At 59.9% G+C, this 22,878-nt stretch carries 17 protein-coding genes; 12 read left to right on the top strand and 5 right to left on the bottom strand.

The annotated features are described in order from the left end of the window. The first annotated feature begins 178 nt into the window (after positions 1 to 178). The gene (gene glf, locus CSV91_RS01425; protein ID WP_099431513.1) at positions 179 to 1,381 is read left to right on the top strand and encodes a UDP-galactopyranose mutase; all 1,203 of its coding nucleotides are present in this window, start codon (positions 179 to 181) and stop codon (positions 1,379 to 1,381) included. Further along, the gene (locus CSV91_RS01430; protein ID WP_099431514.1) at positions 1,374 to 2,405 is read left to right on the top strand and encodes a glycosyltransferase family 2 protein; all 1,032 of its coding nucleotides are present in this window, start codon (positions 1,374 to 1,376) and stop codon (positions 2,403 to 2,405) included. Before glf ends, CSV91_RS01430 begins: the two co-directional genes overlap by 8 nt. 362 nt (positions 2,406 to 2,767) lie before the next feature. Here the strand turns inward: CSV91_RS01430 and CSV91_RS01435 are convergent, their stop codons facing one another. The 5 genes from CSV91_RS01435 to ppk1 form a co-directional block, all read right to left on the bottom strand. Then, the gene (locus tag CSV91_RS01435; RefSeq protein WP_099431515.1) at positions 2,768 to 3,769 is read right to left on the bottom strand and encodes a P1 family peptidase; all 1,002 of its coding nucleotides are present in this window, start codon (positions 3,767 to 3,769) and stop codon (positions 2,768 to 2,770) included. A gap of 100 nt (positions 3,770 to 3,869) precedes the next feature. Next, positions 3,870 to 4,451 (bottom strand): Maf family protein, encoded by a 582-nt coding sequence (locus CSV91_RS01440; protein ID WP_099431516.1) that lies wholly within the window; start codon positions 4,449 to 4,451, stop codon positions 3,870 to 3,872. After that, on the bottom strand, positions 4,448 to 4,990 hold the full coding sequence (locus CSV91_RS01445; RefSeq protein ID WP_055287259.1) for a DJ-1 family glyoxalase III: 543 nt from the start codon (positions 4,988 to 4,990) through the stop codon (positions 4,448 to 4,450). The genes CSV91_RS01440 and CSV91_RS01445 overlap by 4 nt, the downstream gene beginning before the upstream one ends. 106 nt (positions 4,991 to 5,096) lie before the next feature. Further along, positions 5,097 to 6,425 carry a 23S rRNA (uracil(1939)-C(5))-methyltransferase RlmD gene (gene rlmD, locus CSV91_RS01450; protein WP_099431517.1) on the bottom strand — a complete coding sequence of 443 codons (1,329 nt, stop codon included), beginning with the start codon at positions 6,423 to 6,425 and terminating at the stop codon, positions 5,097 to 5,099. A 98-nt stretch (positions 6,426 to 6,523) separates the two neighbouring features. Then, complete coding sequence (gene ppk1, locus CSV91_RS01455) at positions 6,524 to 8,932, bottom strand: polyphosphate kinase 1 (protein WP_099431518.1); 2,409 nt, start codon at positions 8,930 to 8,932, stop codon at positions 6,524 to 6,526. Between the two features lie 552 nt (positions 8,933 to 9,484). Here ppk1 and arcA (CSV91_RS01460) point away from each other — a divergent pair. From arcA (CSV91_RS01460) to CSV91_RS01505, 10 genes are all read left to right on the top strand, one after another. Then, positions 9,485 to 10,726 (top strand): arginine deiminase, encoded by a 1,242-nt coding sequence (gene arcA, locus CSV91_RS01460; RefSeq protein WP_099431519.1) that lies wholly within the window; start codon positions 9,485 to 9,487, stop codon positions 10,724 to 10,726. Positions 10,727 to 10,875: 149 nt separating this feature from the next. Continuing rightward, complete coding sequence (locus CSV91_RS01465) at positions 10,876 to 12,000, top strand: aminotransferase (RefSeq protein WP_099431520.1); 1,125 nt, start codon at positions 10,876 to 10,878, stop codon at positions 11,998 to 12,000. Positions 12,001 to 12,574: 574 nt separating this feature from the next. Beyond that, a complete protein-coding gene (gene arcA / locus CSV91_RS01470; RefSeq protein ID WP_099431519.1) occupies positions 12,575 to 13,816 on the top strand; it encodes an arginine deiminase in 1,242 nt (413 codons plus the stop codon). 105 nt (positions 13,817 to 13,921) lie between these two features. Further along, positions 13,922 to 14,917 carry an ornithine carbamoyltransferase gene (argF, locus tag CSV91_RS01475; protein WP_099431521.1) on the top strand — a complete coding sequence of 332 codons (996 nt, stop codon included), beginning with the start codon at positions 13,922 to 13,924 and terminating at the stop codon, positions 14,915 to 14,917. 138 nt (positions 14,918 to 15,055) lie between these two features. Continuing rightward, on the top strand, positions 15,056 to 16,543 hold the full coding sequence (locus CSV91_RS01480) for a YfcC family protein (RefSeq protein WP_372541154.1): 1,488 nt from the start codon (positions 15,056 to 15,058) through the stop codon (positions 16,541 to 16,543). 558 nt (positions 16,544 to 17,101) lie between these two features. Continuing rightward, positions 17,102 to 18,583, top strand: a complete 1,482-nt coding sequence (locus CSV91_RS01485; protein ID WP_006234276.1) for a DUF1846 domain-containing protein — start codon at positions 17,102 to 17,104, stop codon at positions 18,581 to 18,583. Between the two features lie 256 nt (positions 18,584 to 18,839). After that, a complete protein-coding gene (locus tag CSV91_RS01490) occupies positions 18,840 to 19,178 on the top strand; it encodes a helix-turn-helix domain-containing protein (RefSeq protein ID WP_040358312.1) in 339 nt (112 codons plus the stop codon). A gap of 178 nt (positions 19,179 to 19,356) precedes the next feature. Further along, the gene (locus CSV91_RS01495) at positions 19,357 to 21,018 is read left to right on the top strand and encodes a CTP synthase (RefSeq protein ID WP_055252564.1); all 1,662 of its coding nucleotides are present in this window, start codon (positions 19,357 to 19,359) and stop codon (positions 21,016 to 21,018) included. Between the two features lie 2 nt (positions 21,019 to 21,020). Next, positions 21,021 to 21,962 (top strand): site-specific tyrosine recombinase XerD, encoded by a 942-nt coding sequence (gene xerD / locus CSV91_RS01500; protein ID WP_172622421.1) that lies wholly within the window; start codon positions 21,021 to 21,023, stop codon positions 21,960 to 21,962. 462 nt (positions 21,963 to 22,424) lie between these two features. Next, positions 22,425 to 22,859, top strand: coding sequence for a division/cell wall cluster transcriptional repressor MraZ (locus CSV91_RS01505; protein WP_006234269.1), 435 nt, complete (start codon positions 22,425 to 22,427; stop codon positions 22,857 to 22,859). The last annotated feature ends 19 nt before the right edge of the window (positions 22,860 to 22,878 follow it).

The raw sequence follows: 22,878 nt of genomic DNA on the forward strand, positions 1-22,878 counted from the left end.
AAACCCGCTGCTAGCGGGTTTACCTTTCAAATATGTACGCCGCGGTGCTTGAGCTTTCCTTGTGTGGCAAGCTCATTATAGGACGCATTAGCGCTATAATCGCTCTGATAAATGTGTCTCGAAGAATGTTCGAGAAAAGCCCAGCTAACGAGCCCGTGGCTTTTGACAAGGAGTATCGATGCAGATTACCTCAGGCCTGCCTGAAGGCTTTAATGCCGGCGCGTACGACATGATTGTCGTCGGTGCTGGATATGCCGGTGCCGTTTGCGCCCGCCGTCTTGCCGAGACCATCGGCTATCGTGTTGCCGTTTTGGAGCGCCGTAGCCACATTGCGGGCAATGCCTATGACTGCACTGACGAGGCCGGAATCCTGATCCACGAGTACGGTCCGCATATCTATCACACCTTTAACGAGCGCGTGCACAATTTCCTGTCGCGCTTTACCAAGTGGACGGATTATCAGCACAAGGTGCTCGCCAACATCAACGGCACCCTTATGCCCGTGCCCTTCAACCATGCGAGTCTCAAGCTCGCCTTTGGTGATGAGCGCGGCGAGGAGCTGTATCAGAAGCTCGTGGAGACCTTTGGCAAGGATGTCAAGGTGCCCATTATGGAGCTGCGTAAGAAGAACGACCCCGACTTGGCCGAGGTCGCCGATTACGTCTACGAGAACGTCTTTTTGCATTACACCATGAAGCAGTGGGGCCAGACGCCCGACCAGATCGATCCCTCGATCACCGGTCGCGTTCCCGTCTTTGTGGGCGACGATGACCGCTATTTCCCGCAGGCTCCCTTCCAGGGTATGCCGCAGGACGGCTACACGGCGCTGTTCGAGCATATGCTCGACCACGACCTGATCGACGTGTTCTGCGACGTGGACGCCCGCGATCTCTTTGAGATCGACGAGACCACCGTCAAGATCGGTGGCAAGGTCTACGGCGGCGAGATTGTCTATACCGGTCCGCTCGATGAGCTGTTCAACCTCGACCTGGGCGCGCTGCCGTACCGCACGCTCGACATGAAGTTCGAGTCGCTCGATATGGACCAGTTCCAGCCCGTGGGCACCGTCAACTACACCACGAGCGAGGATTACACGCGCATCACCGAGTTCAAGAACATGACCGGTCAGGTTTTGCCCGGCAAGACCACCATCATGAAGGAGTACTCCAAGGCCTATACGCCCGGCTCGGGCGAGACGCCGTATTACGCCATTCTTGAGCCCGAGAACCGTGAGCTCTATGAGCGCTATCTTGAGCGCGTCCAGAACCTGACAAACTTCCACCCGGTGGGTCGTCTGGCCGAGTATCGTTACTACGATATGGATGCCGTGACCAATTCCGCCCTCGATCTTTCGGATGAGATTATCGCCTGCCATGCATAAAGTCATAACATTCGGAATTCCCTCGTATAACGCCGCTAAGGACATGGACCATTGCATCACCTCCATCTTGGAGGGGAGCAATTACGCCACCGATATCGAGATTATCGTGGTGGACGACGGCTCCAAGGACGAGACGGTCGCCAAGGCCGACGAGTGGGAGGCGCGTTATCCCGGTATCATCCGCGCGGTACACCAGGAGAACGGCGGCCACGGTATTGCCGTCCTTTCGGGTCTGCGCGAGGCGCAGGGCACTTACTACAAGGTTGTCGACTCGGACGACTGGCTTGACGGCGCTGCCCTTTCGACCATGCTGTCGATTCTGCGCGGCTTTGAGGAGCGCGACCAGCGCGTCGACCTCTTTATCTCGAACTATGTGTACGAGAAGGTTTACGAGGGTACGCATACGGCCATTGGTTACAAGTTTGCCCTGCCTCGAAAAAAGATCTTTACCTGGGACCAGATCGGCCATTTCCGCCTGGACCAGAATCTGCTCATGCACAGCCTGTGCTATCGCACGGATGTGCTGCGTGAGTCCAACCTTCCCATGCCGCCGCACACGTTCTATGTGGACAACATCTACGCCTACGTGCCACTGCCGCGTTGCAAGACCATGTACTACGCCGACATCGACCTCTATCGCTACTTTATCGGTCGCGAGGGTCAGAGCGTCAACGAGGCCACGATGGTCAAGCGTCTGGACCAGCAGTTCCGTGTTACGCGTATCATGATGGAGTCGTACCACCTGTACAGCGATGTTGAGTCGTCGCGTCTGCGCTCGTACATGATGGGTTATTTCACCATGATGATGGCGATCTGCTCGGTGTTGACCAAGCTTTCCGAGGAAGATTGCGCCGACGAGCGCCTAAAGACGCTGTGGAATGATTTGAAGGCCTATGACGAGCGTATGTATCGTCGTGCACGTTACGGTGTGGTCGGCTTCTTCACCAACCTCTGCGGTCGTGCCGGAGACAAAACCACACTCGGCCTATACCGTCTTGCCTCAAAGATCTTCAAATTCAACTAGCACAGAAGCGCTCGGGTAACGGGGACCTCTGGTCCTTAACTTGCTACTTCGAACAGTCCTGCGCAAGACGGAGGCGCCACTGGCGCCTCCTTTGCGTGCGGAACTCGTATCAAGTTAAGGACCAGGGGTCCTCTGCTATGTCTCGCTTTATGTTAGCAAGTTGAATTTGAAGATCTTGGACGCGCGGTACACAGGGGCCTAGGCTGAAAAAGATCTGGTTGAGCAGGTTGCCCGGTGGGTCTTGGTTATGTTTGTCGCGAGTTCCGCACGAGCCGAAGAGCACTTAATGTGCTCTTCGTGCGAGCCAGGACTGTAGAGCAGCAAACATAACCAAGGCCCACCGGGCAACCGGACGAGCTAGTTTACTTCGCGGCGCCGGGGATGCCGTGGGAGGTTTTGGCGGTTTTGGCTCCGTTTACGATGGCGGTTTGCAAAGCCCTTACGGCGAGCATGCCCAGCAGGTCTAGGGGAACGGCGGCGCTTGCCTGGGCGCCCAGTTTGCCGCTGGCAAGGGTGTAGATGGTGTCGCCGTCGTTGGTGGTGTGCGTGGGACGGATGGCGTGTGTGTAGGCGTCTGCGGCCATTTGGGAGACCTTGGTGGCCTGGGCCTTAGTGAGCTCCATGTTGGTGACGATGCAGCTGATGGTGGTGTTGGTGCGGTCGAGCGGCATCTGCATGGATCCGGCGGCGGCAAAGGCTGCGAGTTCCATGTCGACGATCTGGTCGCTATCGGCTGCGGCACGCATACCGGCGACCCACTCGCCGGTGAAGGGGTCGACAACGTTGCCGCAGGCGTTGACCGAGACCACGGCGCCCACCTTGACGGGGCCGAGTGCCACGGCGGCGGCTCCAAGGCCAGCCTTCATGCAGGTGGCAGGTCCCATGAGCTTACCTACGGTGGCGCCGGTGCCGGCGCCCACGTTGCCCTGCTCGAGCGAGGCAGGGGTGTGGTCGAGCGCCTCGCGCACGGCGGCGATGCCGGCCTCAATGTCGGGGCGAACGGTGGGGTTACCAAAGGCGAGGTCGAAGATACAGCTGGAGCACACGATAGGCACCTGCGTGGGGCCGACGGGAAGGCCGATGCCGCGGCTCTCAAGCTCGCGAGCGACGCCGCTTGCAGCCTCGAGGCCAAAGGCCGATCCACCCGAAAGGCAGACGGCGTGGACCTTGTCCACGGTGTTCTCGGGTCGCAGCAGGTCAGTTTCGCGCGAAGCGGGAGCACCGCCGCGAACGTCAACGCCGCCGGTGGCGCCCTCGGGCGCCACGATTACGGTGCAGCCGGTGCCAGCCTCCTCGTCCGTATAGTTGCCAAAGCAAAAGCCATCGACATTGCAAACATCGATGGCTTCGAGCGGTGTGTCCATGTTTTCTCCTATCGGTTTTCCGCCGGGCCTTATGCCCGGTCGGGATCCGTACGGTACGGCAAAATTGTAGGCGCTGGGGGATACCCAGCGCCAGATGCAATTACGAGAGTTTTTGAATCGCGCGTGCGACGCGAGCGATGGGCAAGCCCACCACGTTGTAGAAGTCACCCGAAATATCGTGCACAAGCATGCGGCCGCCTGTGCCTTGGATACCGTAGGCCCCGGCCTTGTCCATGGGTTCGCCGGAGGTAACATAGCGCTCGATCTGCTCTTCGGTAAGCTCATAGAACGTCACGTCGGTCACATCGACAAACGACAGGCTCTCGGCGGCATGCGGAGCGGCCGTGTCGCCTGCCTTAACGATGCAGACGCCGGTTGCGACCTGGTGCGTGCGGCCCGAAAGCTCGCGGAGCATGGTGCACGCCTCGTCCTCGGTTGCCGGCTTGCCCAGAATCTTGCCATCGAAGGTGACAATAGTATCGGCCGCGACGGTCAGTTCGTTGGGCTCGGCATGCTCGGCGGCAACGGCGGCGGCTTTGGCGCGTGCTAAGCGTTCAACGAGCGTAAGCGGGGCCTCGCCATCAAAAGGCGTTTCGTCGATATCTGCGGGAATCACGCGAATGTCATAGCCCGCCTCGCGCATCAACTCGATGCGGCGCGGTGATTGCGAAGCCAAAATCATAGCTGAATGCCCTCGGCGACCTTCTCGACGGCCTTGTCGCCGGCGAGCGTGCGCAGCAGCTCAAGCGCAAAGGGGAGCGACTGGGCCATGCCGCTGGCGGTGATGATGTTGCCGTCTTGCGTAACCTTCTCGCCGGTATAGGCGCCTTCGGGGAAGCTTTTCTCAAAGCCAGGGAAGCACGTGGCGTGGCGCCCCTCGAGTAGGTCGAGCTCGCCCAGGATAAACGGGGCAGCGCAGATGGCGGCAACGTGCTTGGTCGCGGCGAACTCGCAGACCACGTCGCAGACGCGCTGATCGGCGCGCAGGTTGGTGGCACCGGGCAGGCCGCCGGGCAGCACGACGCAGTCGTACTCGTCAAAGTTGATCTCATCAAAGAGCGCATCGCAGGTCACGGGGATCTGCAGCGAGCTTACGACCTCACGCGTGGGCATGATCGAGACGAGCGTGGCACGCACGCCGCCGCGACGCATGACATCGACCATGGTCAAGCATTCAATAGTTTCAAAGCCATCGGCGGCGAGAACGGCAACGCTGGGCATGAGGGTTCCTTTCATAGGCGGCATACAATTAGCCGTCTTATACCCCGAAGACCTCCGCTTGCCACGCTCGATTTCCCAATGATTTTTCTGAGCAATGATTAAGTGGCTAGTTGCGCCTAAGGTGGACGACGGTCTCGCAGTGGAAGGTTTGCGGGAACAGGTCGACTGGCGTGATCTTTACGGGGGAGAAGGTGCCCTCTTCGACAAAGCGTTTGAGATCGCGCGCCAGGGTGGCCGGGTCGCAGCTCACGTAGGCTACATCGCGAGCACTCGTGCTGGCGATAAGGTCGATCGCCTCGGGGGCGAGGCCTGCGCGCGGCGGGTCGACCACCAAGACGTCGGCATCCTGGTCGGGGAACTCGCGCACCGCGTCGCCGCCGATGACGTCGACGTTATCGAGCTTGTTGATCTCCAGGTTACGGCGTAGATCGCGCACGGCCGGGCCATAGGCTTCGACGGCGGCGACAAAATCGCAGCGGCGGGCGAGCGGCAGGGTAAAGGTGCCGGCGCCGCAGTACAGGTCCACGGCCAGCTCGTCTTCCTGCGGGTCGAGGGCGTCCATAACGAGATCAATCAAAATCTCGGCGCCCTTGGTGTTGACCTGGAAAAACGACGGGGCAGACAAGCGCATCTGGCCCTCGGCGATGTTCTCGGTCCACGAGCCCTCGCCGGCGAGCATCTCGACTTTGGAGACGCGGCGGGCCTTCTTCTCGCCCTTGCTCATGACGCGCACTACGCTCGTGGGGTGCGCGGCGTCTGCCAGCACGCGCGAGATCTGCGAGCGCGGGAAGGAACCCGTGGGCGTCCAGAGCGCGACCTCGAGCGCCTTGGTGCGGCGCGATGCGCGAATGCCCACGCGTTCGAGCCCCAAGTCATGGCTGCCGCTTAGATAGTTGAGTGCGCCGACGACCGATTTAAGCGCCTTGGGAAAACGCTTATCGAACAGCGGGCACGCATCGACGGTCACGATTTTGCTGGGGTCGACACCGTGCATGCCAAGGCGCACGCGACCGTTGACGACGGTCGGTTCGAGCTCGATTTTATTGCGGTAGCCCCAGTCGTCCTTGGTGTGGCAGATGGGCTGTACCAACTTATCGACCTGCTCAGGAGCGAACTTGCCGATGCGCTCGAGCGTGGAGCGCAGGTTTTGCTCTTTGGCGGCAAGCTGTGCCGTGCGTGAGAGATTGCCCCACGAACAACCGCCGCAGATGCCAACGAAGGGGCAGGGGGGCTGAATGCGATCGGGGCTCGGCTCCAGAATCTCGGTCGTGCGGGCGCGCATGAACGACTTGCCGTCCTGTACGACCTCGGCTTCGACGGTGTCGCCTGCCACGGCGCCCTGCACAAAGACGGCCTTGCCGTTGTCGGCGTGCGCCAGCCCGTCTGCGCCGTAGGTCATCGATTCTATAGTGAGCTTCATATCCCTGCCTGTCATTCGTGTTGTTGTTCGCACCATGGTAGCAGGGAAAAGCGCCCCGCATCCGAGGCTTTCCTCAAATGCGGGGCGCTTCTACAAACTGCTTCTACAAACGACTATTTCGTCTTGCCGGTAATGAGCGTCTTAAGACCCAGGCCGATCAGGCCCAGGCCCATGCGCACACGACCGGGGCGATGGCGCTCGATGGCCTTGGTCTTGCCGGCGGGCTTATCGCGACGGGCGCTCGTCTCGGGTGCGGGCTTGGTGATCTGCGGCTCGGGCTGAGGTACAGGTGCGGGCTCGGGCTCAATGACGGTCGCCTGGACCTTTTGGACCTTGGGTGCTACCGGCTGCGGCTCGGGCTCGGGGGCGGGTTTCGCCTCAATGACGGGCTCGGGCGCGGCCTCGGCGTTGCGATAGGCACGCTCCAGCAGGGCTTCCTGCGAGTTGAAGGGTTTCTCACCCCCTGTACGCTCCACGGGGACCCAGGTGCCGTCGCTCGTGAGGCTGCGGGCCTTCACGTTGTCGCGCAGCTGCATGCCCATGTACTCGTGTACCAGGGCGCGGCAGGTGGGGTCGAGCACGGGGAAGGCGATCTCCACGCGGTGCTCGGTGTTGCGTGTCATCATGTCTGCCGAGCTCAGGTAAATCATGTCCGAGTCCACGCCAAAAGCGTAAACACGGGCGTGCTCCAAAAAGCGTCCGACGATGGAGCGGACATGCACGTTCTCGGTCTTGCCCGGAACACCGGGCTTGAGGCACGAGATGCCGCGGATGATCATGTCCACGCGGACTCCAGCGCACGATGCCTCGGCGATCTTGTCGATGACCTCGCGGTCGGTGAGCGAGTTGAGCTTAAAGAACACGCGGGCGGGCTCGCCAGCGAGAGCGCGCTGAATCTCTCGATCCAGACCGCGCATGATGAGCGGCTTGAGGCCTACGGGCGCCACGCCCAGGAAGCGGTAATCGCCGCGCAGATTGCCCAGCGACAGGTTGCGGAAGAACAGGTTGGCGTCCTCGCCGATGCCGGGGTGGGCGGTCATGAGCATAAAGTCGCTGTAGAGTTTGGCCGTCTTCTCGTTAAAGTTGCCGGTGCCCAGCAGCGTCAGGCGCGTTAGCGCCATGCCCTCGCGATAGGTGAGCTGGCAGATCTTGGAGTGGCACTTAAAGCCCTCGGAGCCGTAGATGACGGTGCAGCCGGCCTCTTCCAGGCGCTCGGCCCACTCGATGTTGTTCTGCTCGTCAAAGCGCGCGCGGAGCTCCATGAGCACCGTGACCTCTTTGCCGTTCTCGGCGGCATCGATCAGCGACTCGCACAGACGGCTCTGCTTGGCCACGCGGTAGAGCGTGATGCGCAGTGAGATGCACTCGGGGTCGTAGGCGGCCTCGTGCACCAGATCCAGGAAGGGGTTCATGGCCTCATAAGGATAAAAGAGCAGCTTGTCGTGCTGAAGTACCTGCTCGCGGATGGAGCGGGTCATATCGATGGTGGGGTTGGGCTGCGGCTTAAACGGCGTAAAGAGCAGCTCGTTGCGCAGGTGCTCGGGAATCTTACCCTCAATGCCGAAGACGTAGCCCAGGTCGAGCGGGATATCGCAGGTAAAGACAGAGCGGCGCGAAAGCTCGAGCGCCTTGCGGATGGTCTTGAGCGTCGCCTTCTCGAGCGACCCCGAGACCGCGAGCACTACCGGCTGCAGACGCAGGCGCTTCTTGAGGATGCGCTTCATGTGCTGGCGGTAGTCCTCTTCCTCCTCGACGCCCTCGCCGTCCGGATCGATGTCGGCGTTGCGGGTGACGCGGATGAGCGCGCGGTCGAGCGGCTTATAGGAGCCAAAGCAGCTGTCCAGGCAGGCGAGGATGACGTCCTCGAGCAGAATGTAGGAGTAGGTGCCGGTGGGCGAGGGGATCTCGACCACGCGGTTCATCGAGGCGGGGATCTCGATAAGGCCCAGCAGGCTCTCCTCGTCGGTGACGCCGTCCAGGCCACAAGCCAGATAGAGTGCACCGTTGCGCAGGTTGGGGAAGGGATGGCGCGGGTCAATGACCAACGGCGAGATGACCGGCGACACGTAGGCCTGGAAGTAGCGGGTTACAAAGGTGCGCTCCTCGGGCGTAAGCGAATCGATGCGGGCGCGGTGAACGCCCAGGGTGTCGAGCTTGCCCTCGATGCTCTTAAAGATGGACTCCCATCGGGTAAGGAGCCCGGGCATTTCGGCCATGACAGCATCGACCTGTTCGGAGGCGGTCATATTGCTCTTGTTGTCGACAGGCTGTTTTTTGAGCTCTGCCAGATCGGACAGGCCGCCCACGCGCACCATGAGAAACTCGTCGAGGTTAGACTCGAAAATCGACACGAACTTTAGACGCTCGAACAGCGGAACGGTCTCGTCGAAGGCTTCGTCAAGCACACGGTTGTCAAAGCGCAGCCAGCTGAGCTCTCGGTTCTGCGTGTACGAGAAGTCGCGCGGCGGTTTGCGCAGCTTTGCGGCGGCTTGCTTTTTTTCGATTTTGCTCGGCATATGCATCTGTCCGTTCAGTCCCCGCAGGGGACGGTTGCCTGACACTATTCACTATTGTCTCAATTTAGTCGACCTATGGCACGGACGTATCGCGTGAACGGTATCTTTACCTACTTCTTACGCTGACAAGCCATAGAGCTGACGCCCGTCGCGTTGTGAAAAACGGTCTATATCCTCACTCAACTGGTGAGTATGTGTGAATAAGAATGATAGGCAGCTGAATATCATCGAATACAGACAGAAACACGAACAAGCGTCATTTATATACATAAAACAGTTATAGATATGCAATTCTTAAGCGAAAGATTGGAGTTGTAATTGCGAATGATTTTTGAGAAAAAAGAGCGTTTACCTTAGAAAAGTTACTTTAGAACGCCGAAGTACATCATGGGGGAATCACATGTGATATACCGTTCATCGCACTTTGTTGACCGTTCGGGGGCGAGGTGGAATTGCGGGTGGTTTTTGGATATAACTAGAGCTGTCAGCAAGCAGCGTCCCATATGGAGGGGCGCTGATACATTCGGCCAGTAAGGCCCGAAAGAAAGGTAGGAGGCCATGACGAAAGGTCTGCACGTGCCTTCCGAGATCGGCAAGCTCAGGAAGGTCTGCCTGCACCGTCCCGGCGACGAGCTCCTCAACCTGCCGCCCGACGAGCTCGAGCGACTCCTGTTCGACGACGTCCCGTTCCTGGAGGTCGCACAGCAGGAGCACGACACCTTCGCCCAGATCCTGAGGGACCAGGGCGTGGAGGTCCTCTACCTCGAGAACCTCGTCGCGGAGGTGTTCGACCAGGTCCCCGGCGCCCGCGCCGAGTTCACCGACCAGTACATCGCCGAGGCCGGCATCCGCGGCCAGCACATGCCGCAGATCGTCCGCGAGAAGCTGGACTCCATCGAGGACAACCTCGAGTTCGTCAAGAAGACCATGGCCGGCATGACCAAGGCCGAGATCGACATGCCCCTCACGGCGTCCACGACCCTCGACTCCCTGGTCAACTCCGAGTCCGAGTCCGACCTGATCATCGACCCGATGCCCAACCTCTACTTCACCCGCGACCCGTTCGCGGTCGTCGGCGAGGGCGTCAACCTCAACCGCATGTACTCGGTCACCCGCAACCGCGAGACCCTGTACGGCAAGTACGTCTTCAAGTACCACCCCGACTACAAGGACGTCTCCCTGTACTTCCGCCGCGACTGCCAGTTCCACACCGAGGGCGGCGACGTGCTGAACATCAACGAGAAGACCCTCGCCGTCGGCATCTCCCAGCGCACCCAGGCCGCGGCCATCGACGTCATGGCCCAGAACATCTTCTGGAACTCCGACTCCAAGGTCGAGCGCATCCTGGCCTTCGACATCCCGGTCTCGCGCGCCTTCATGCACCTCGACACGGTCTTCACCCAGATCGACGTCGATAAGTTCACGATCCACCCCGCCATCATGGGCACCCTGCGCGTCTACGAGCTGACCGCCGGCAAGAACCCGGGCGACGTGAACATCCGCCTGATCGAGGACACCCTCGAGCACGTCCTGGAGGACGCCACCGGCGTCGACCAGGTCAAGCTGATCCCCTGCGGCGGCGGCGACCCGATCGCGGCCTCCCGCGAGCAGTGGAACGACGGCTCCAACACCCTGTGCGTCGAGCCCGGCAAGATCTGCGTCTACGCCCGCAACACCGTCACCAACGACGTGCTGTACAAGGAGGGCCTGGACCTTCTCGTCGTGCCCTCCGCCGAGCTCTCCCGCGGCCGCGGCGGCCCGCGCTGCATGAGCATGCCCTTCTGGCGCGAGGACCTCTAAGGTCTTCAAGGACCCGTACAGGTCATAATACATACATCTAGCTGCCATTAGATGTCTCTCATTGGGGCGGTGCGGGTTTTCGCACCGCCCCAATCTTGTATGAGGAACGTTAACACGATTGGATGACTGCTTTTGTAAGGAGCTTGGCCATGGACATCAAGACGATTGGCGTTGAGGAATGGCTCAACGTTTGGGAGAAGAGCGCCACGTGGGACATCGCCCAGTCGACGATCTCGTCGCTCACCATGGGCGAGCTACGTGCGCTTGACGAGCAGGACGGTGCCACGTTCTACGAGCGCCTGGACCGCGAGAAGATGAACTACGGCTGGATCGAGGGTTCGCCGGAGTTTAAGGCCGAGGTCGCCAAACTCTATCGTCGTGAGGTCAATCCCGACCATATCCTGCAGACCAACGGCTGCACGGGCGCTAACCTCAACGCCATCATGGCTGTTGTCGAGCCCGGCGACCATGTTATCGCCGAGTGGCCCACCTACGCGCCGCTCTACGAGATCCCGCGCACGCTGGGCGCCGAGGTCGAGTATTGGGAGCTTCGCGAGGAACTCGGCTGGAAGCCCGATATCGAGCAGCTCAAGCGCCTGGTGCGCCCCAACACCAAGCTCATCTGCATCAACAACGCATCGAACCCCATCGGTACGGTGCTCGATGCCGATATGCTCGGCCAGATTGCCGAGATCGCCCGTTCGGTGGGCGCCTACGTGTTGTGCGATGAGGTGTATCTGCCGCTCGAAAACACTGACTCCTTTATGTCGATGGTCGACGTGTACGAAAAGGTCATCGTCACCAACTCGGTGTCCAAGACCTATTCGACGCCTGCGGCCCGCGTGGGCTGGGTCGTGGCCGACGAAGAGGTGTCCAACAGCATCCGCACGTATCGCGACTACACCATGATCTGCGGCGGCGTGTTCAACGACGCCCTGGCGACCTACGTGCTCGAGCACAAGGACAAGATTCTCGAGCGCAACCGCAAGATCGTGTTTGGCAACCGCGATATCGCGCAGGCTTGGATCGATACGCAGCATCGCGTGTCCTGGACGGCCCCGCAGGGCGTGTCCACCTCGTTTATCCAGCTGGATATTCCCGAGGACGACGAGGAGTTCTGCAAGCGCCTGTTGGCTGAGAGGGGAGTGCTGCTGGTTCCCGGCAGCCGCTTTGAGCTCCCCTGCGGCGCACGCCTGGGCTACTGCGCGAGCGAGGACGTTCTTCGCGAGGGCCTGAGGCTTTTGGGCGAGGCGCTGGCGGAGTTCGATCGCTAGGATTCCGATGATCTTCGAGGGCCTTATCCAAATAGGACGAAGATAATCGAAAACGAACCCGTTTCCCTAGGGGAAGCGGGTTCGTTTTTCTATACCGAGAAGTCAAGTTGTTACAAATGGGGCCGTAAAGCGATCCGGTATCCGCTGGGCCTTATACTGAGCTTCCGGTGAACGGTATCAAGCGTCTGGTAAACGGTAATTTGTTTACCAGAAATGAATAGGACAAACTTTTTTCTGAATAAAAATGAAAATGGTTGAGACGCGGCATGAATCGCTAATTCTATTCATAGCTTTATTAGAAATATGCAATTTGAGGGTGGTTTAATAAAGTTAAGTTCCATTTGCTATTTAGATTGAAAACGCGTTTTAGCACGTAAATACACTTTATTAAATCAAAGTGTGCCATGCGTGAAGTATATGTGTATGCCGTTCACCCCTCATATAAAACCGTTCGCGGGCGAGGTGGAAGTATGGACTGATTTTGGATATAAATATGTCGTCAGCAATAACGCCTCACACGGAGGGGCGCTAACGAATCGGCCCTGACAGGGGCCCGAAAGAAAGGTAGGAGGCCATGACGAAAGGTCTGCACGTGCCTTCCGAGATCGGCAAGCTCAGGAAGGTCTGCCTGCACCGTCCCGGCGACGAGCTCCTCAACCTGCCGCCCGACGAGCTCGAGCGACTCCTGTTCGACGACGTCCCGTTCCTGGAGGTCGCACAGCAGGAGCACGACACCTTCGCCCAGATCCTGAGGGACCAGGGCGTGGAGGTCCTCTACCTCGAGAACCTCGTCGCGGAGGTGTTCGACCAGGTCCCCGGCGCCCGCGCCGAGTTCACCGACCAGTACATCGCCGAGGCCGGCATCCGCGGCCAGCACATGCCGCAGATCGTCCGCGAGAAGCTGGACTCCATCGAGGACAACCTCGAGTTCGTCAAGAAGACCATGGCCGGCATGACCAAGGCCGAGATCGACATGCCCCTCACGGCGTCCACGACCCTCGACTCCCTGGTCAACTCCGAGTCCGAGTCCGACCTGATCATCGACCCGATGCCCAACCTCTACTTCACCCGCGACCCGTTCGCGGTCGTCGGCGAGGGCGTCAACCTCAACCGCATGTACTCGGTCACCCGCAACCGCGAGACCCTGTACGGCAAGTACGTCTTCAAGTACCACCCCGACTACAAGGACGTCTCCCTGTACTTCCGCCGCGACTGCCAGTTCCACACCGAGGGCGGCGACGTGCTGAACATCAACGAGAAGACCCTCGCCGTCGGCATCTCCCAGCGCACCCAGGCCGCGGCCATCGACGTCATGGCCCAGAACATCTTCTGGAACTCCGACTCCAAGGTCGAGCGCATCCTGGCCTTCGACATCCCGGTCTCGCGCGCCTTCATGCACCTCGACACGGTCTTCACCCAGATCGACGTCGATAAGTTCACGATCCACCCCGCCATCATGGGCACCCTGCGCGTCTACGAGCTGACCGCCGGCAAGAACCCGGGCGACGTGAACATCCGCCTGATCGAGGACACCCTCGAGCACGTCCTGGAGGACGCCACCGGCGTCGACCAGGTCAAGCTGATCCCCTGCGGCGGCGGCGACCCGATCGCGGCCTCCCGCGAGCAGTGGAACGACGGCTCCAACACCCTGTGCGTCGAGCCCGGCAAGATCTGCGTCTACGCCCGCAACACCGTCACCAACGACGTGCTGTACAAGGAGGGCCTGGACCTTCTCGTCGTGCCCTCCGCCGAGCTCTCCCGCGGCCGCGGCGGCCCGCGCTGCATGAGCATGCCCTTCTGGCGCGAGGACCTCTAAGTCTTTCCGTTTCCGGTGCGGTCCCCCTACAACCGCACCGGTTTCGCCCGTCAAACGGGCACCGCTACTATTTACGTAATTCATTTTTTCGAAAGGATTTGAACCATGGGTGTTAACCTCTCCGGCCGTAGCTTCCTCAAGCTCCTCGACCTCTCCACCGAGGAGATCGAGTACCTGCTCAAGCTCTCCAAGAACTTCAAGGACATGAAGCGCGCTGGCGTTCCGCACCGTTATCTCGAGGGCAAGAACATCGTTCTGCTCTTCCAGAAGACCTCCACTCGTACCCGCTGCGCCTTCGAGGTCGGCGGCATGGATCTTGGCATGGGCGTCACCTACCTCGATCCCGGTTCGTCCCAGATGGGCAAGAAGGAGTCCATCGAGGACACCGCCCGCGTTCTCGGCCGCATGTATGACGGCATCGAGTTCCGTGGCTTTGCCCAGGACGACGTCGAGGAGCTCGCTGCTAAGTCTGGCGTGCCCGTATGGAATGGCCTGACCACTGAGTGGCATCCCACTCAGATGCTCGCCGACATCCTGACCGTCCAGGAGAACTTCAATTACGACATCAAGGGCAAGACCCTCGTCTTCATGGGCGACTGCAAGAACAACGTTGCTCGCTCCCTCATGGTCGTCTGCTCCAAGCTCGGCATGAACTTCGTGGCCTGCGGCCCCGAGGAGTGCATGCCCGCTGACGACGTCATCGAGGCCTGCAAGCCCATCGCCGAGGCCAACGGCTGCACCATCAAGCTGACCACCGACGTCAAGGACGGCGTCACCGGTGCCGACGTTATCTACACCGACGTGTGGGTCTCCATGGGCGAGCCTGACGAGGTCTGGGCCGAGCGCATCGCTCAGCTCACCCCGTATCGTGTTACCTCCGAGGTCATGGCTATGGCCAACCCGGGCGCCATCTTCCTGCACTGCCTGCCCAGCTTCCACGACACCAACACCACGATTGGCGCCGAGAAGTGCGAGCAGTTCGGCATCACCGAGCAGGAGGTCACTGACGAGGTCTTCGAGAGCCCCGCTTCCAAGGTCTTCGACGAGGCCGAGAACCGCATGCACACCATCAAGGCTGTCATGTACGCCACGCTCAAGTAAGAGCGTCTAGCATCTCGCTCGGGGTGTATTGCTGCACACCCCGAGCGGTTTTATCTGGTAATAATCTCGCATCAAGCGGCAGGCACGGCACGGAAGAGCCGCTTCGGGCGAGATCAGTAAATGATTTATGAAGGGGGGATGAGAACTATGACTGAGACCGCTAAGAAAAAGCGCGGTATGCCTTCATCGTTCACCATTCTTCTTGCTCTGCTGGCAATTGTCGCAGTGATTACCGTTATCGTCTCCGGCACGTCCGGCGGCGCGGTTACTGCCGCCCGTCTGAGCGATTTCTGCACCGCCCCGATCCTGGGCTTCGCTGACGCTCTGCCCGTCTGCCTCTTCGTTATGATCCTGGGCGGCTTCCTCGGCATGATGACCGAGACCGGCGCCCTGGACAACGGCATCGCCGTTCTGGTGCAGAAGCTTAAGGGCAACGAGATTATGCTCATTCCCGTGCTGATGCTCATCTTCTCCCTCGGTGGTACCACCTATGGTATGTGCGAGGAGACCGTTCCCTTCTACGCCCTGCTCGCTGCTACCATGATGGCCGCTGGCTTCGACCCTATGGTCGGCGCCGCTACCGTCCTGCTCGGCGCTGGCTGCGGCTGCCTCGGCTCCACGGTTAACCCGTTCGCCGTCGGCGCTGCCGTCGACGCTCTGACCGGCGTTGACATTGCCGTGAATCAGTCCATCATCATCGGCCTCGGTGCCGTCCTGTGGATTGTCACTACTGCCATGTCCATCGTCTTCGTGATGAACTATGCCAAGAAGGTCAAGGCTGATAAGGGTTCCACCATCCTGTCGATGCAGGAGCTCAAGGACGCCGAAGAGGCTCACGGCAAGGCTGCTTCCGAGGTTCACAAGGAGGTCAAGCTCACCGGTCGTCAGAAGGGTGTTCTGATCGCCTTCGCCTTCACCTTCGTCGTCATGATCGTCGGCTTCATCCCGCTGGCAGACCTCAACGAGGGCGTCGCCAACTTCTTTGACGCTGGCGCTGTCTACGATGCCGACGGTAACACCGTCGTCCAGGGCTGGTCTGCCCTGATCACCGGCCTGCCCATTGGTCAGTGGTACTTCGACGAGGCTTCCACCTGGTTCTTCCTTATGGCCGTCCTGATCGGTATCATCGGTGGCCTGTCCGAGAAGCAGATCGTCAACACCTTCATCACCGGTGCTGCCGACATGATGTCCGTTGTTCTCGTTATCGCTCTCGCCCGTGGTATCTCCGTCCTCATGGCTAACACCGGCCTCGACGTCTACGTCCTCGACGCTGCCGCCAATGCTCTGGCTGGCCTGTCCGGCGTGATCTTCGCTCCCATGAGCTTCCTGGTCTACTTCGGCCTGTCCTTCCTGATCCCCTCGACCTCTGGTATGGCTACCGTCTCCATGCCCATCATGGGACCGCTGGCTGTTAAGCTCGGCTTCTCGCCTGAGGTCATGGTCATGATCTTCTCCGCCGCCATCGGTGTCGTGAACCTGTTCACCCCGACCTCCGGCGCCATCATGGGCGGCCTCGCCCTGGCCAAGATCGAGTGGACGACCTGGCTCAAGTTTGCCCTTAAGCTCATCGTCGCGCTCTCCGTCGTCTGCGCCATCATCCTGACCGTCGCCTGCGTGTTGATCTAAGTACCCCACGGGTACCCCACGGAAACCTTGACGATCCTGTAAAGGATCACCTGGTCATCGTCTGTCCGGTGGGGTCAACCCACCGGTAGACTCCTACCTTTAGCCCCCTCCCGTTCCGTGCGCGGGAGGGGGCGCTCTTGTGTTCCGGCGTTTTACCAAACGCCGGAACCGGTCGACGCTGCGCGCCGCCCAGAACGACAATTTGTCATTCAAAAGGCAAGGCATGACCAAAAGGTCTATGCCTTGCCTTTTTCATGCCAACTTGTACGTTCTGGGCGGCGCTCGCTGACTTATGCTCAACCTGCGGCGCTGCCATTGTTGGTGCAGGGGGCAGCTTGCTCGCCCTGGTGCCCGTTCGTTGACTTTGGCTCTGCCTGTGACGTTTCCATTGTTGGTGCGGAGCGACTTGGTTCCTGCTTCAAATTAGCTATCCTGGATCCCCGGTGGTTGCGGCGGGCGTGTTTGGTTGGTGCCTGTTGATGGCCTGGGCATCGGGGAGGGTCTGCTCCGTTATAATCGCGTAGGAACTTAATTTACGAAACGGGACGGGAGCCATATATGCGCCAGGGTTTCGACAACGCGAAATATATCGAGCTGCAGGCCGCTCATATTAAAGAGCGCATCTCGCAGTTTGGCGGCAAGCTGTATTTGGAGTTTGGCGGCAAGCTGTTCGATGACTATCATGCGAGTCGTGTACTGCCGGGTTTTGAGCCGGACAGCAAGTTCCGCATGCTCAAGAGCATCGCCGACGATGTCGAGGTTATCATCGCGATCAACGCGAACCACATCGAGAAAAACAAGGCTCGTGGTGACCTTGGCATTACCTATGACGAGGATGTGCTGCGCCTGGTTGACCTGTTCCGCGGCAACGGCTTTGCCGTCGCGGCTGTGGTCATCACCCAGTACGCCGGCCAGCCCGCTGCCGATGTGTTCCGCAACCGCCTGAACGCGCTCGGTATTCCCGCCAAACTGCACTATCCCATCGAGGGGTATCCGCACGATGTCGATCTGATCGTGTCCGACGACGGCTATGGCAAGAACGAGTTTGTCGAGACCACCCGACCGCTCGTTGTGGTCACTGCCCCCGGTCCTGGCTCGGGCAAGCTCGCCACCTGCCTGTCTCAGCTCTATCACGAGCACAAGCATGGCACGGCCGCCGGCTATGCCAAATTCGAGACCTTTCCGGTTTGGAATCTGCCCCTTACGCATCCGGTCAATATTGCCTACGAGGCCGCCACGGCAGACCTCGATGACGCCAACATCATCGACTCCTTCCACCTGGAGGCCTATAACAAGACCACGGTCAACTACAACCGCGACGTCGAGGCCTTCCCGGTAGTCCGTGCCCTGATGGAAAAGATCCTGGGCAAGAGCCCCTACCAGAGCCCTACGGACATGGGCGTCAATATGGTCGGCTTTGCCATCACCGATGACGATGCCTGCCGCGACGCTTCCAAGATGGAGATCGTCCGCCGCTACTTTACCGCGGTCGAAAATGTGCGCCGTACCGGCGTGGGCGATGAGCAAGTCGACCGTCTCAAGATTATTATGAAGAAAGCCGGCATCGATAAGAACTACTCACCGGCGCGCTCGGCGGCCCTCACCAGGGAGCAGCTGACGGGTGGTCCCGTGGGTGCCATGGTCATGCCCGATGGCTCCGTGGTGACCGGTAAGACCTCCACGCGCCTGGGTGCCGCAAGTTCGCTCATTATGAACGCCCTCAAGCATGTCTCGGGCGTCGACCTTGAGCTCGAGGTCATTAGCGATGAGGCGATCGAGCCCATCAGCAAGCTCAAGACGCATTTCCTGGGCAGCAAAAACCCGCGCCTCCACACCGACGAGACGCTTATGGCGCTGTCGATCACCTCGGCCACGAGTGAGACGGCCGCTCGTGTCCTTTCGGGCCTGGAGCAGCTGCGCGGTTGCGACGCCTTCTTTAGCGTGATTATCTCGCCGACGGACGAGACGGTACTGCGCAAACTGGGTATCAACGTGTGCTGCGAGCCCAAGTTTGAGCGCCGCGGTTTCTTCCATCGCTAAGTTTGAAGCACCGCGGTAATTGCATTGCATTTTGGCCGTATCGGGTTAGCGCCCGGTACGGCTTTTTGATCAATAAAGCGTCTATTTCGGCGAAAAATAGCTGTTTACCTGCCTAGAAACAATTTGAGCGGTATACAATAACCGTAACTGTTTCATCCTTAGCGGGATGCCGCATGATGGATATTACCTGCCATCGTGAGGTGTGTCGGTCGCGCACGGCGCGTTAGATGCTCGTGCTCGGTTTGAGGAGGCTGCTATGGCGGGCAAGGGTCGTGCGAGTGTTAACGATATGAAGCGTGTCGAGGTGCTGGTGTTGATGGAGATCGACCAGCAAACCGAAGATAATGGCGGGCCGTATGGTTTCTCGCGCAAAACGCTTGCCGAGCGCGTGGGGGTTTCGCCGTATCGTGCCCGCGCCGCAATCGATCGCTTGGATTCCGAAGGTATGATTGATGTCGTCTCGCGTTATAGCGACGACGGCGGTCAGCTTGCAAATGGCATTTGCCTCACCGAACGTGGTGAGTGGTATCTTGAGGGCGTCCGTACCGGCATGCTCGTTCAAGAAATGCTTGAGGACGAGGTTGCTGATCGATAGCAGCATGTATCCCTTGCCATAGCGACGCCGCCTGGGAAACCGGGCGGCGTTTTGTTTCAAGATTGAGAAATGCAATCGCACGCGAGAAAAATTGCGGACGGTCCGCGGCGCGAGTATTACAATGAAGACCCGTAAGATGTGGATAAACAACTTCTACGGGAAGCGCAGGTAACTCAATATGACCAAGCATGTGTTCGTAACCGGTGGCGTGGTTTCGTCCCTGGGCAAGGGTATCACCGCGGCCTCGCTGGGCCGTCTGCTCAAGTCGCGTGGCTACAAAGTAACGATGCAGAAGGCCGACCCGTATCTGAACGTCGACCCCGGTACCATGAGCCCGTTCCAGCATGGTGAGGTCTTTGTAACCGAGGATGGTTACGAGTCCGACCTGGACCTGGGTCATTACGAGCGCTTTATTGATGAGAACCTGACCCGCGATTCCAACTTTACGACCGGTGCCATCTACAAAAGCCTCATCGCCCGCGAGCGTCGCGGCGACTTTTTGGGCGGTACCGTGCAGGTGATTCCTCACGTCACCAATGCCATTAAGGATAAGTTCCGCCGCATCGAGGAGCAGACCGGCTCCGATGTAGTCATCACCGAGCTGGGCGGCACGATCGGCGACATCGAGTCCCAACCGTTTGTCGAGGCCATTCGTCAGTACCGCAAGGAGGCCGGCCCCGAGAACGTCTGCTACATCCACGTGTCGCTCGTTCCCTATATCGCCGCCGCCCACGAGGTCAAGACCAAGCCCACGCAGCATTCCGTCAAGGAGCTCCGCAGCTTTGGCATCCAGCCCGATATTATCGTGTTGCGCTCCGACCACCATATCGATGACGCTATCCGCGGAAAGATCGCAAGCTTCTGCGACGTCGACACCGATTGCGTCTTTACCAACGAGGACTGCGCGAGCATTTACGATGTTCCGCAGCTGCTTGCCGAGCAGGACTTTGACCTGCGCATTTGCGAGCGCCTGGGTCTGGACCCGCGTGAGCGCGACATGAGCGAGTGGAACGAGTTCCTGCGCAAACAGAATCACGCCAACCATCACGCCGACAAGGTGAAGATCGCCGTCGTTGGCAAGTACACGCAGCTGCCCGATGCGTACCTGTCGGTTATCGAGGCCCTGCACCATGCGGGCGTCTTCTACGATCGCCATGTGGACGTCCAGCTGGTCGACGGCGAGAGCCTCGACGAGCAGAATGTCTCCGAAGTTCTGGGCGACGCTTCGGGCATCCTGGTCCCCGGCGGCTTTGGCAAGCGCGCCCTGGAGGGCAAGATCCTCGCGGCCGAGTTTGCCCGCGAGCACAAGATTCCGTATCTGGGCATTTGCCTGGGTATGCAGGTGGCCGTGTGCGAGTTCGCCCGCAACGTCGTCGGCCTTGCCGGCGCCAGCTCCTCCGAGTTCGACCCGGACGGTCCGTTTAGCGTCATCGATCTGATGAGCTCGCAGGAGGATGTGACCGAGAAGGGCGGCACCATGCGTCTGGGCGCCTATCCGTGCAAGCTCGCCGCCGATACCCTCGCTCGCGAGGCATATGGCGAGGATCTCGTCTACGAGCGTCACCGTCACCGCTTTGAGTTTAACAACGCCTTCCGCGACCAGCTCGAGGACGCCGGCTTGGTTATCTCTGGCCTCTCGCCCGACGAGCGCCTGGTCGAGATGGTCGAGCTGCCGCGCGACGTGCATCCGTGGTATGTGGCAACCCAGGCTCACCCCGAGTTCAAGAGCCGTCCGACCAACCCGCAGCCGCTGTTCCGAGAGTTCGTGCGTGCCTCGATCGGTCAGCACGAGGGCGTCGATCGCCTGCAGGTGACGCCCATGAACCTCGCTACGGACTAAGGGTGCCGGCGAACAAAGAACATACCGAAGCTACTCCCTCGTCGCTCGCCGTGGCGGCGGGGGAGTATCTCGATTACCTCGCGGTCGAGCGGGGTTTGGCGCGCAACACGATTGCGGCCTATCGTCGTGACCTGACGACGTACTGCGCCTATCTGGAGCGGGCGGGCATCATGTCTTTTGATGAGGTGACTCGTCAGGTCGTGGAGGGCTTTGTCGCCGACCGTCGCGATGGGGGCTATTCCGATGCCTCGGTGGAGCGTGCGCTTGCTGCCGTGAAGGGCCTGCATGCCTTTTTGGTGCGCGATGGGATTGTGGCCCAAAATCCAACGGCGGCGTTGCGTCTGCCTAAAAAGGCTGAGCGTTTGCCGGAGTATCTATCGGTGGAGGATGTCTCGGCGCTGCTCGATCAAGACTTCCCCGAGGGCGAGATGGGCTTGCGCGACCATGCCATCTTGGAAGTGCTCTACGGATGCGGCTTGCGTGTGAGCGAGTTGGTGGGGCTCGATGTGGGCGATATCCATACCGACGATGGCTTTGTGCTCGTTCGCGGTAAGGGCTCAAAGGAACGCCTGTCCCCGCTGGTGGGAAGCGCGGCGCGAGCTCTGACGCTCTATGTAACTGAGGGGCGTTCTCGCTTGGCGGCCCATGCCCACGGAACCGAGACCCCGGCGGTCTTTTTAAATAAGAACGGCCGCCGTCTGTCGCGCCAGGGCATCCATGCCATCTGTGAGCGCTACGGGCGCCAGGTAGGGCTGGTGGGACTCCATCCCCATACGCTGCGCCACTCCTTTGCCACCCATATGCTTGCGGGCGGCGCAGACCTCCGTGTGCTACAGGAGATCTTGGGACATGCCGATATATCGACCACGCAGGTCTACACGCATGTCGATCGTACGCAACTGACCGAGGTCTATCTGGCGGCGCACCCGCTGGCACATCGTTAACACATCGCTGGCCTGCATATCTATAGGTATTTGGGGACGGGCCCCAGATTGCCGCTGCGTGCTTTTGCGCTCGCATGGGCAATCTGGGGCCCGTTCCATTTTTCGCCACTTGTCGTCGCGGTGGTGGGCCGCACGTGCCTTGGGTGGGGGAATTTGGGGGCGATGTGAACGCCATGTAAAGGGACGCAAAAATCGCCTCAAGGTCAACTTGAAGGTTGAGGTTGAAAGGCGGGGTGCCACAGGTGGCATCCCGCCGTTGCTGCAAACACAACATATTGTGTTTTCGAACATATGATTGGGGGTGTTTTGCAATATATGGTGGGTGGAGTGGTGGGGCGGGGTGGGGGAAGGGGTGGGGAAAGGTGTTGAAAAATGGGGCGGTTCCCCATATTATTAATGACGTCGACAGGCGGGGTGGTTCCCCGCGTACGTGCCATCTGAGTAACCGAGGGGAGGGCGCACATGGGAATGACTGGTGCATACGAGCGCAATCTCGATGCAAAAGGTCGTCTGTCCCTGCCTGCACCCCTTCGCGAGGAGCTTGGAGAGCACGTTCGCGTGTTCAAAGCCCTGGATGTCGATGCTCTGTACGTGTTCTCTGCCGAGGCCTTCGACAAGTGGGTCGAAGGACTCTTCGCGGGTCGTGAGGGCCACGAGGGTTTTAACCCGCGTGACATTAACGACCAGAAGCTCATGAGGGCGATCAACAAGCGCACTACGTCGATGGACGTGGATAGCGCCGGTCGTATCGGTCTTTCCGAGTCTCTCCGCAAGCAGGCGAACCTCGACCGCGAGGTCACGGTTGTGGGCAACTACGACCACCTTGAGGTTTGGGATCGCGCCGCGGCCGATGAGGACGATGACGATGAGGCCCTGCTGGACCTCTTCTTCTCGTAAGGGCAAGGCACGGGTAACG

The sequence above is a fragment of the Collinsella aerofaciens genome, from assembly GCF_002736145.1.
Classification (GTDB): domain Bacteria; phylum Actinomycetota; class Coriobacteriia; order Coriobacteriales; family Coriobacteriaceae; genus Collinsella; species Collinsella aerofaciens_A.

Bases quoted from the DNA above. Each gene is read 5' to 3' on its own strand.
- glf (WP_099431513.1), top strand. From the start codon at position 179: ATGCAGATTACCTCAGGCCTGCCTGAAGGCTTTAATGCCGGCGCGTAC.
- CSV91_RS01430 (WP_099431514.1), top strand. From the start codon at position 1,374: ATGCATAAAGTCATAACATTCGGAATTCCCTCGTATAACGCCGCTAAG.
- CSV91_RS01435 (WP_099431515.1), bottom strand. From the start codon at position 3,769: ATGGACACACCGCTCGAAGCCATCGATGTTTGCAATGTCGATGGCTTT.
- CSV91_RS01440 (WP_099431516.1), bottom strand. From the start codon at position 4,451: ATGATTTTGGCTTCGCAATCACCGCGCCGCATCGAGTTGATGCGCGAG.
- CSV91_RS01445 (WP_055287259.1), bottom strand. From the start codon at position 4,990: ATGCCCAGCGTTGCCGTTCTCGCCGCCGATGGCTTTGAAACTATTGAA.
- rlmD (WP_099431517.1), bottom strand. From the start codon at position 6,425: ATGACAGGCAGGGATATGAAGCTCACTATAGAATCGATGACCTACGGC.
- ppk1 (WP_099431518.1), bottom strand. From the start codon at position 8,932: ATGCATATGCCGAGCAAAATCGAAAAAAAGCAAGCCGCCGCAAAGCTG.
- arcA (WP_099431519.1), top strand. From the start codon at position 9,485: ATGACGAAAGGTCTGCACGTGCCTTCCGAGATCGGCAAGCTCAGGAAG.
- CSV91_RS01465 (WP_099431520.1), top strand. From the start codon at position 10,876: ATGGACATCAAGACGATTGGCGTTGAGGAATGGCTCAACGTTTGGGAG.
- arcA (WP_099431519.1), top strand. From the start codon at position 12,575: ATGACGAAAGGTCTGCACGTGCCTTCCGAGATCGGCAAGCTCAGGAAG.
- argF (WP_099431521.1), top strand. From the start codon at position 13,922: ATGGGTGTTAACCTCTCCGGCCGTAGCTTCCTCAAGCTCCTCGACCTC.
- CSV91_RS01480 (WP_372541154.1), top strand. From the start codon at position 15,056: ATGAGAACTATGACTGAGACCGCTAAGAAAAAGCGCGGTATGCCTTCA.
- CSV91_RS01485 (WP_006234276.1), top strand. From the start codon at position 17,102: ATGCGCCAGGGTTTCGACAACGCGAAATATATCGAGCTGCAGGCCGCT.
- CSV91_RS01490 (WP_040358312.1), top strand. From the start codon at position 18,840: ATGGCGGGCAAGGGTCGTGCGAGTGTTAACGATATGAAGCGTGTCGAG.
- CSV91_RS01495 (WP_055252564.1), top strand. From the start codon at position 19,357: ATGACCAAGCATGTGTTCGTAACCGGTGGCGTGGTTTCGTCCCTGGGC.
- CSV91_RS01505 (WP_006234269.1), top strand. From the start codon at position 22,425: ATGGGAATGACTGGTGCATACGAGCGCAATCTCGATGCAAAAGGTCGT.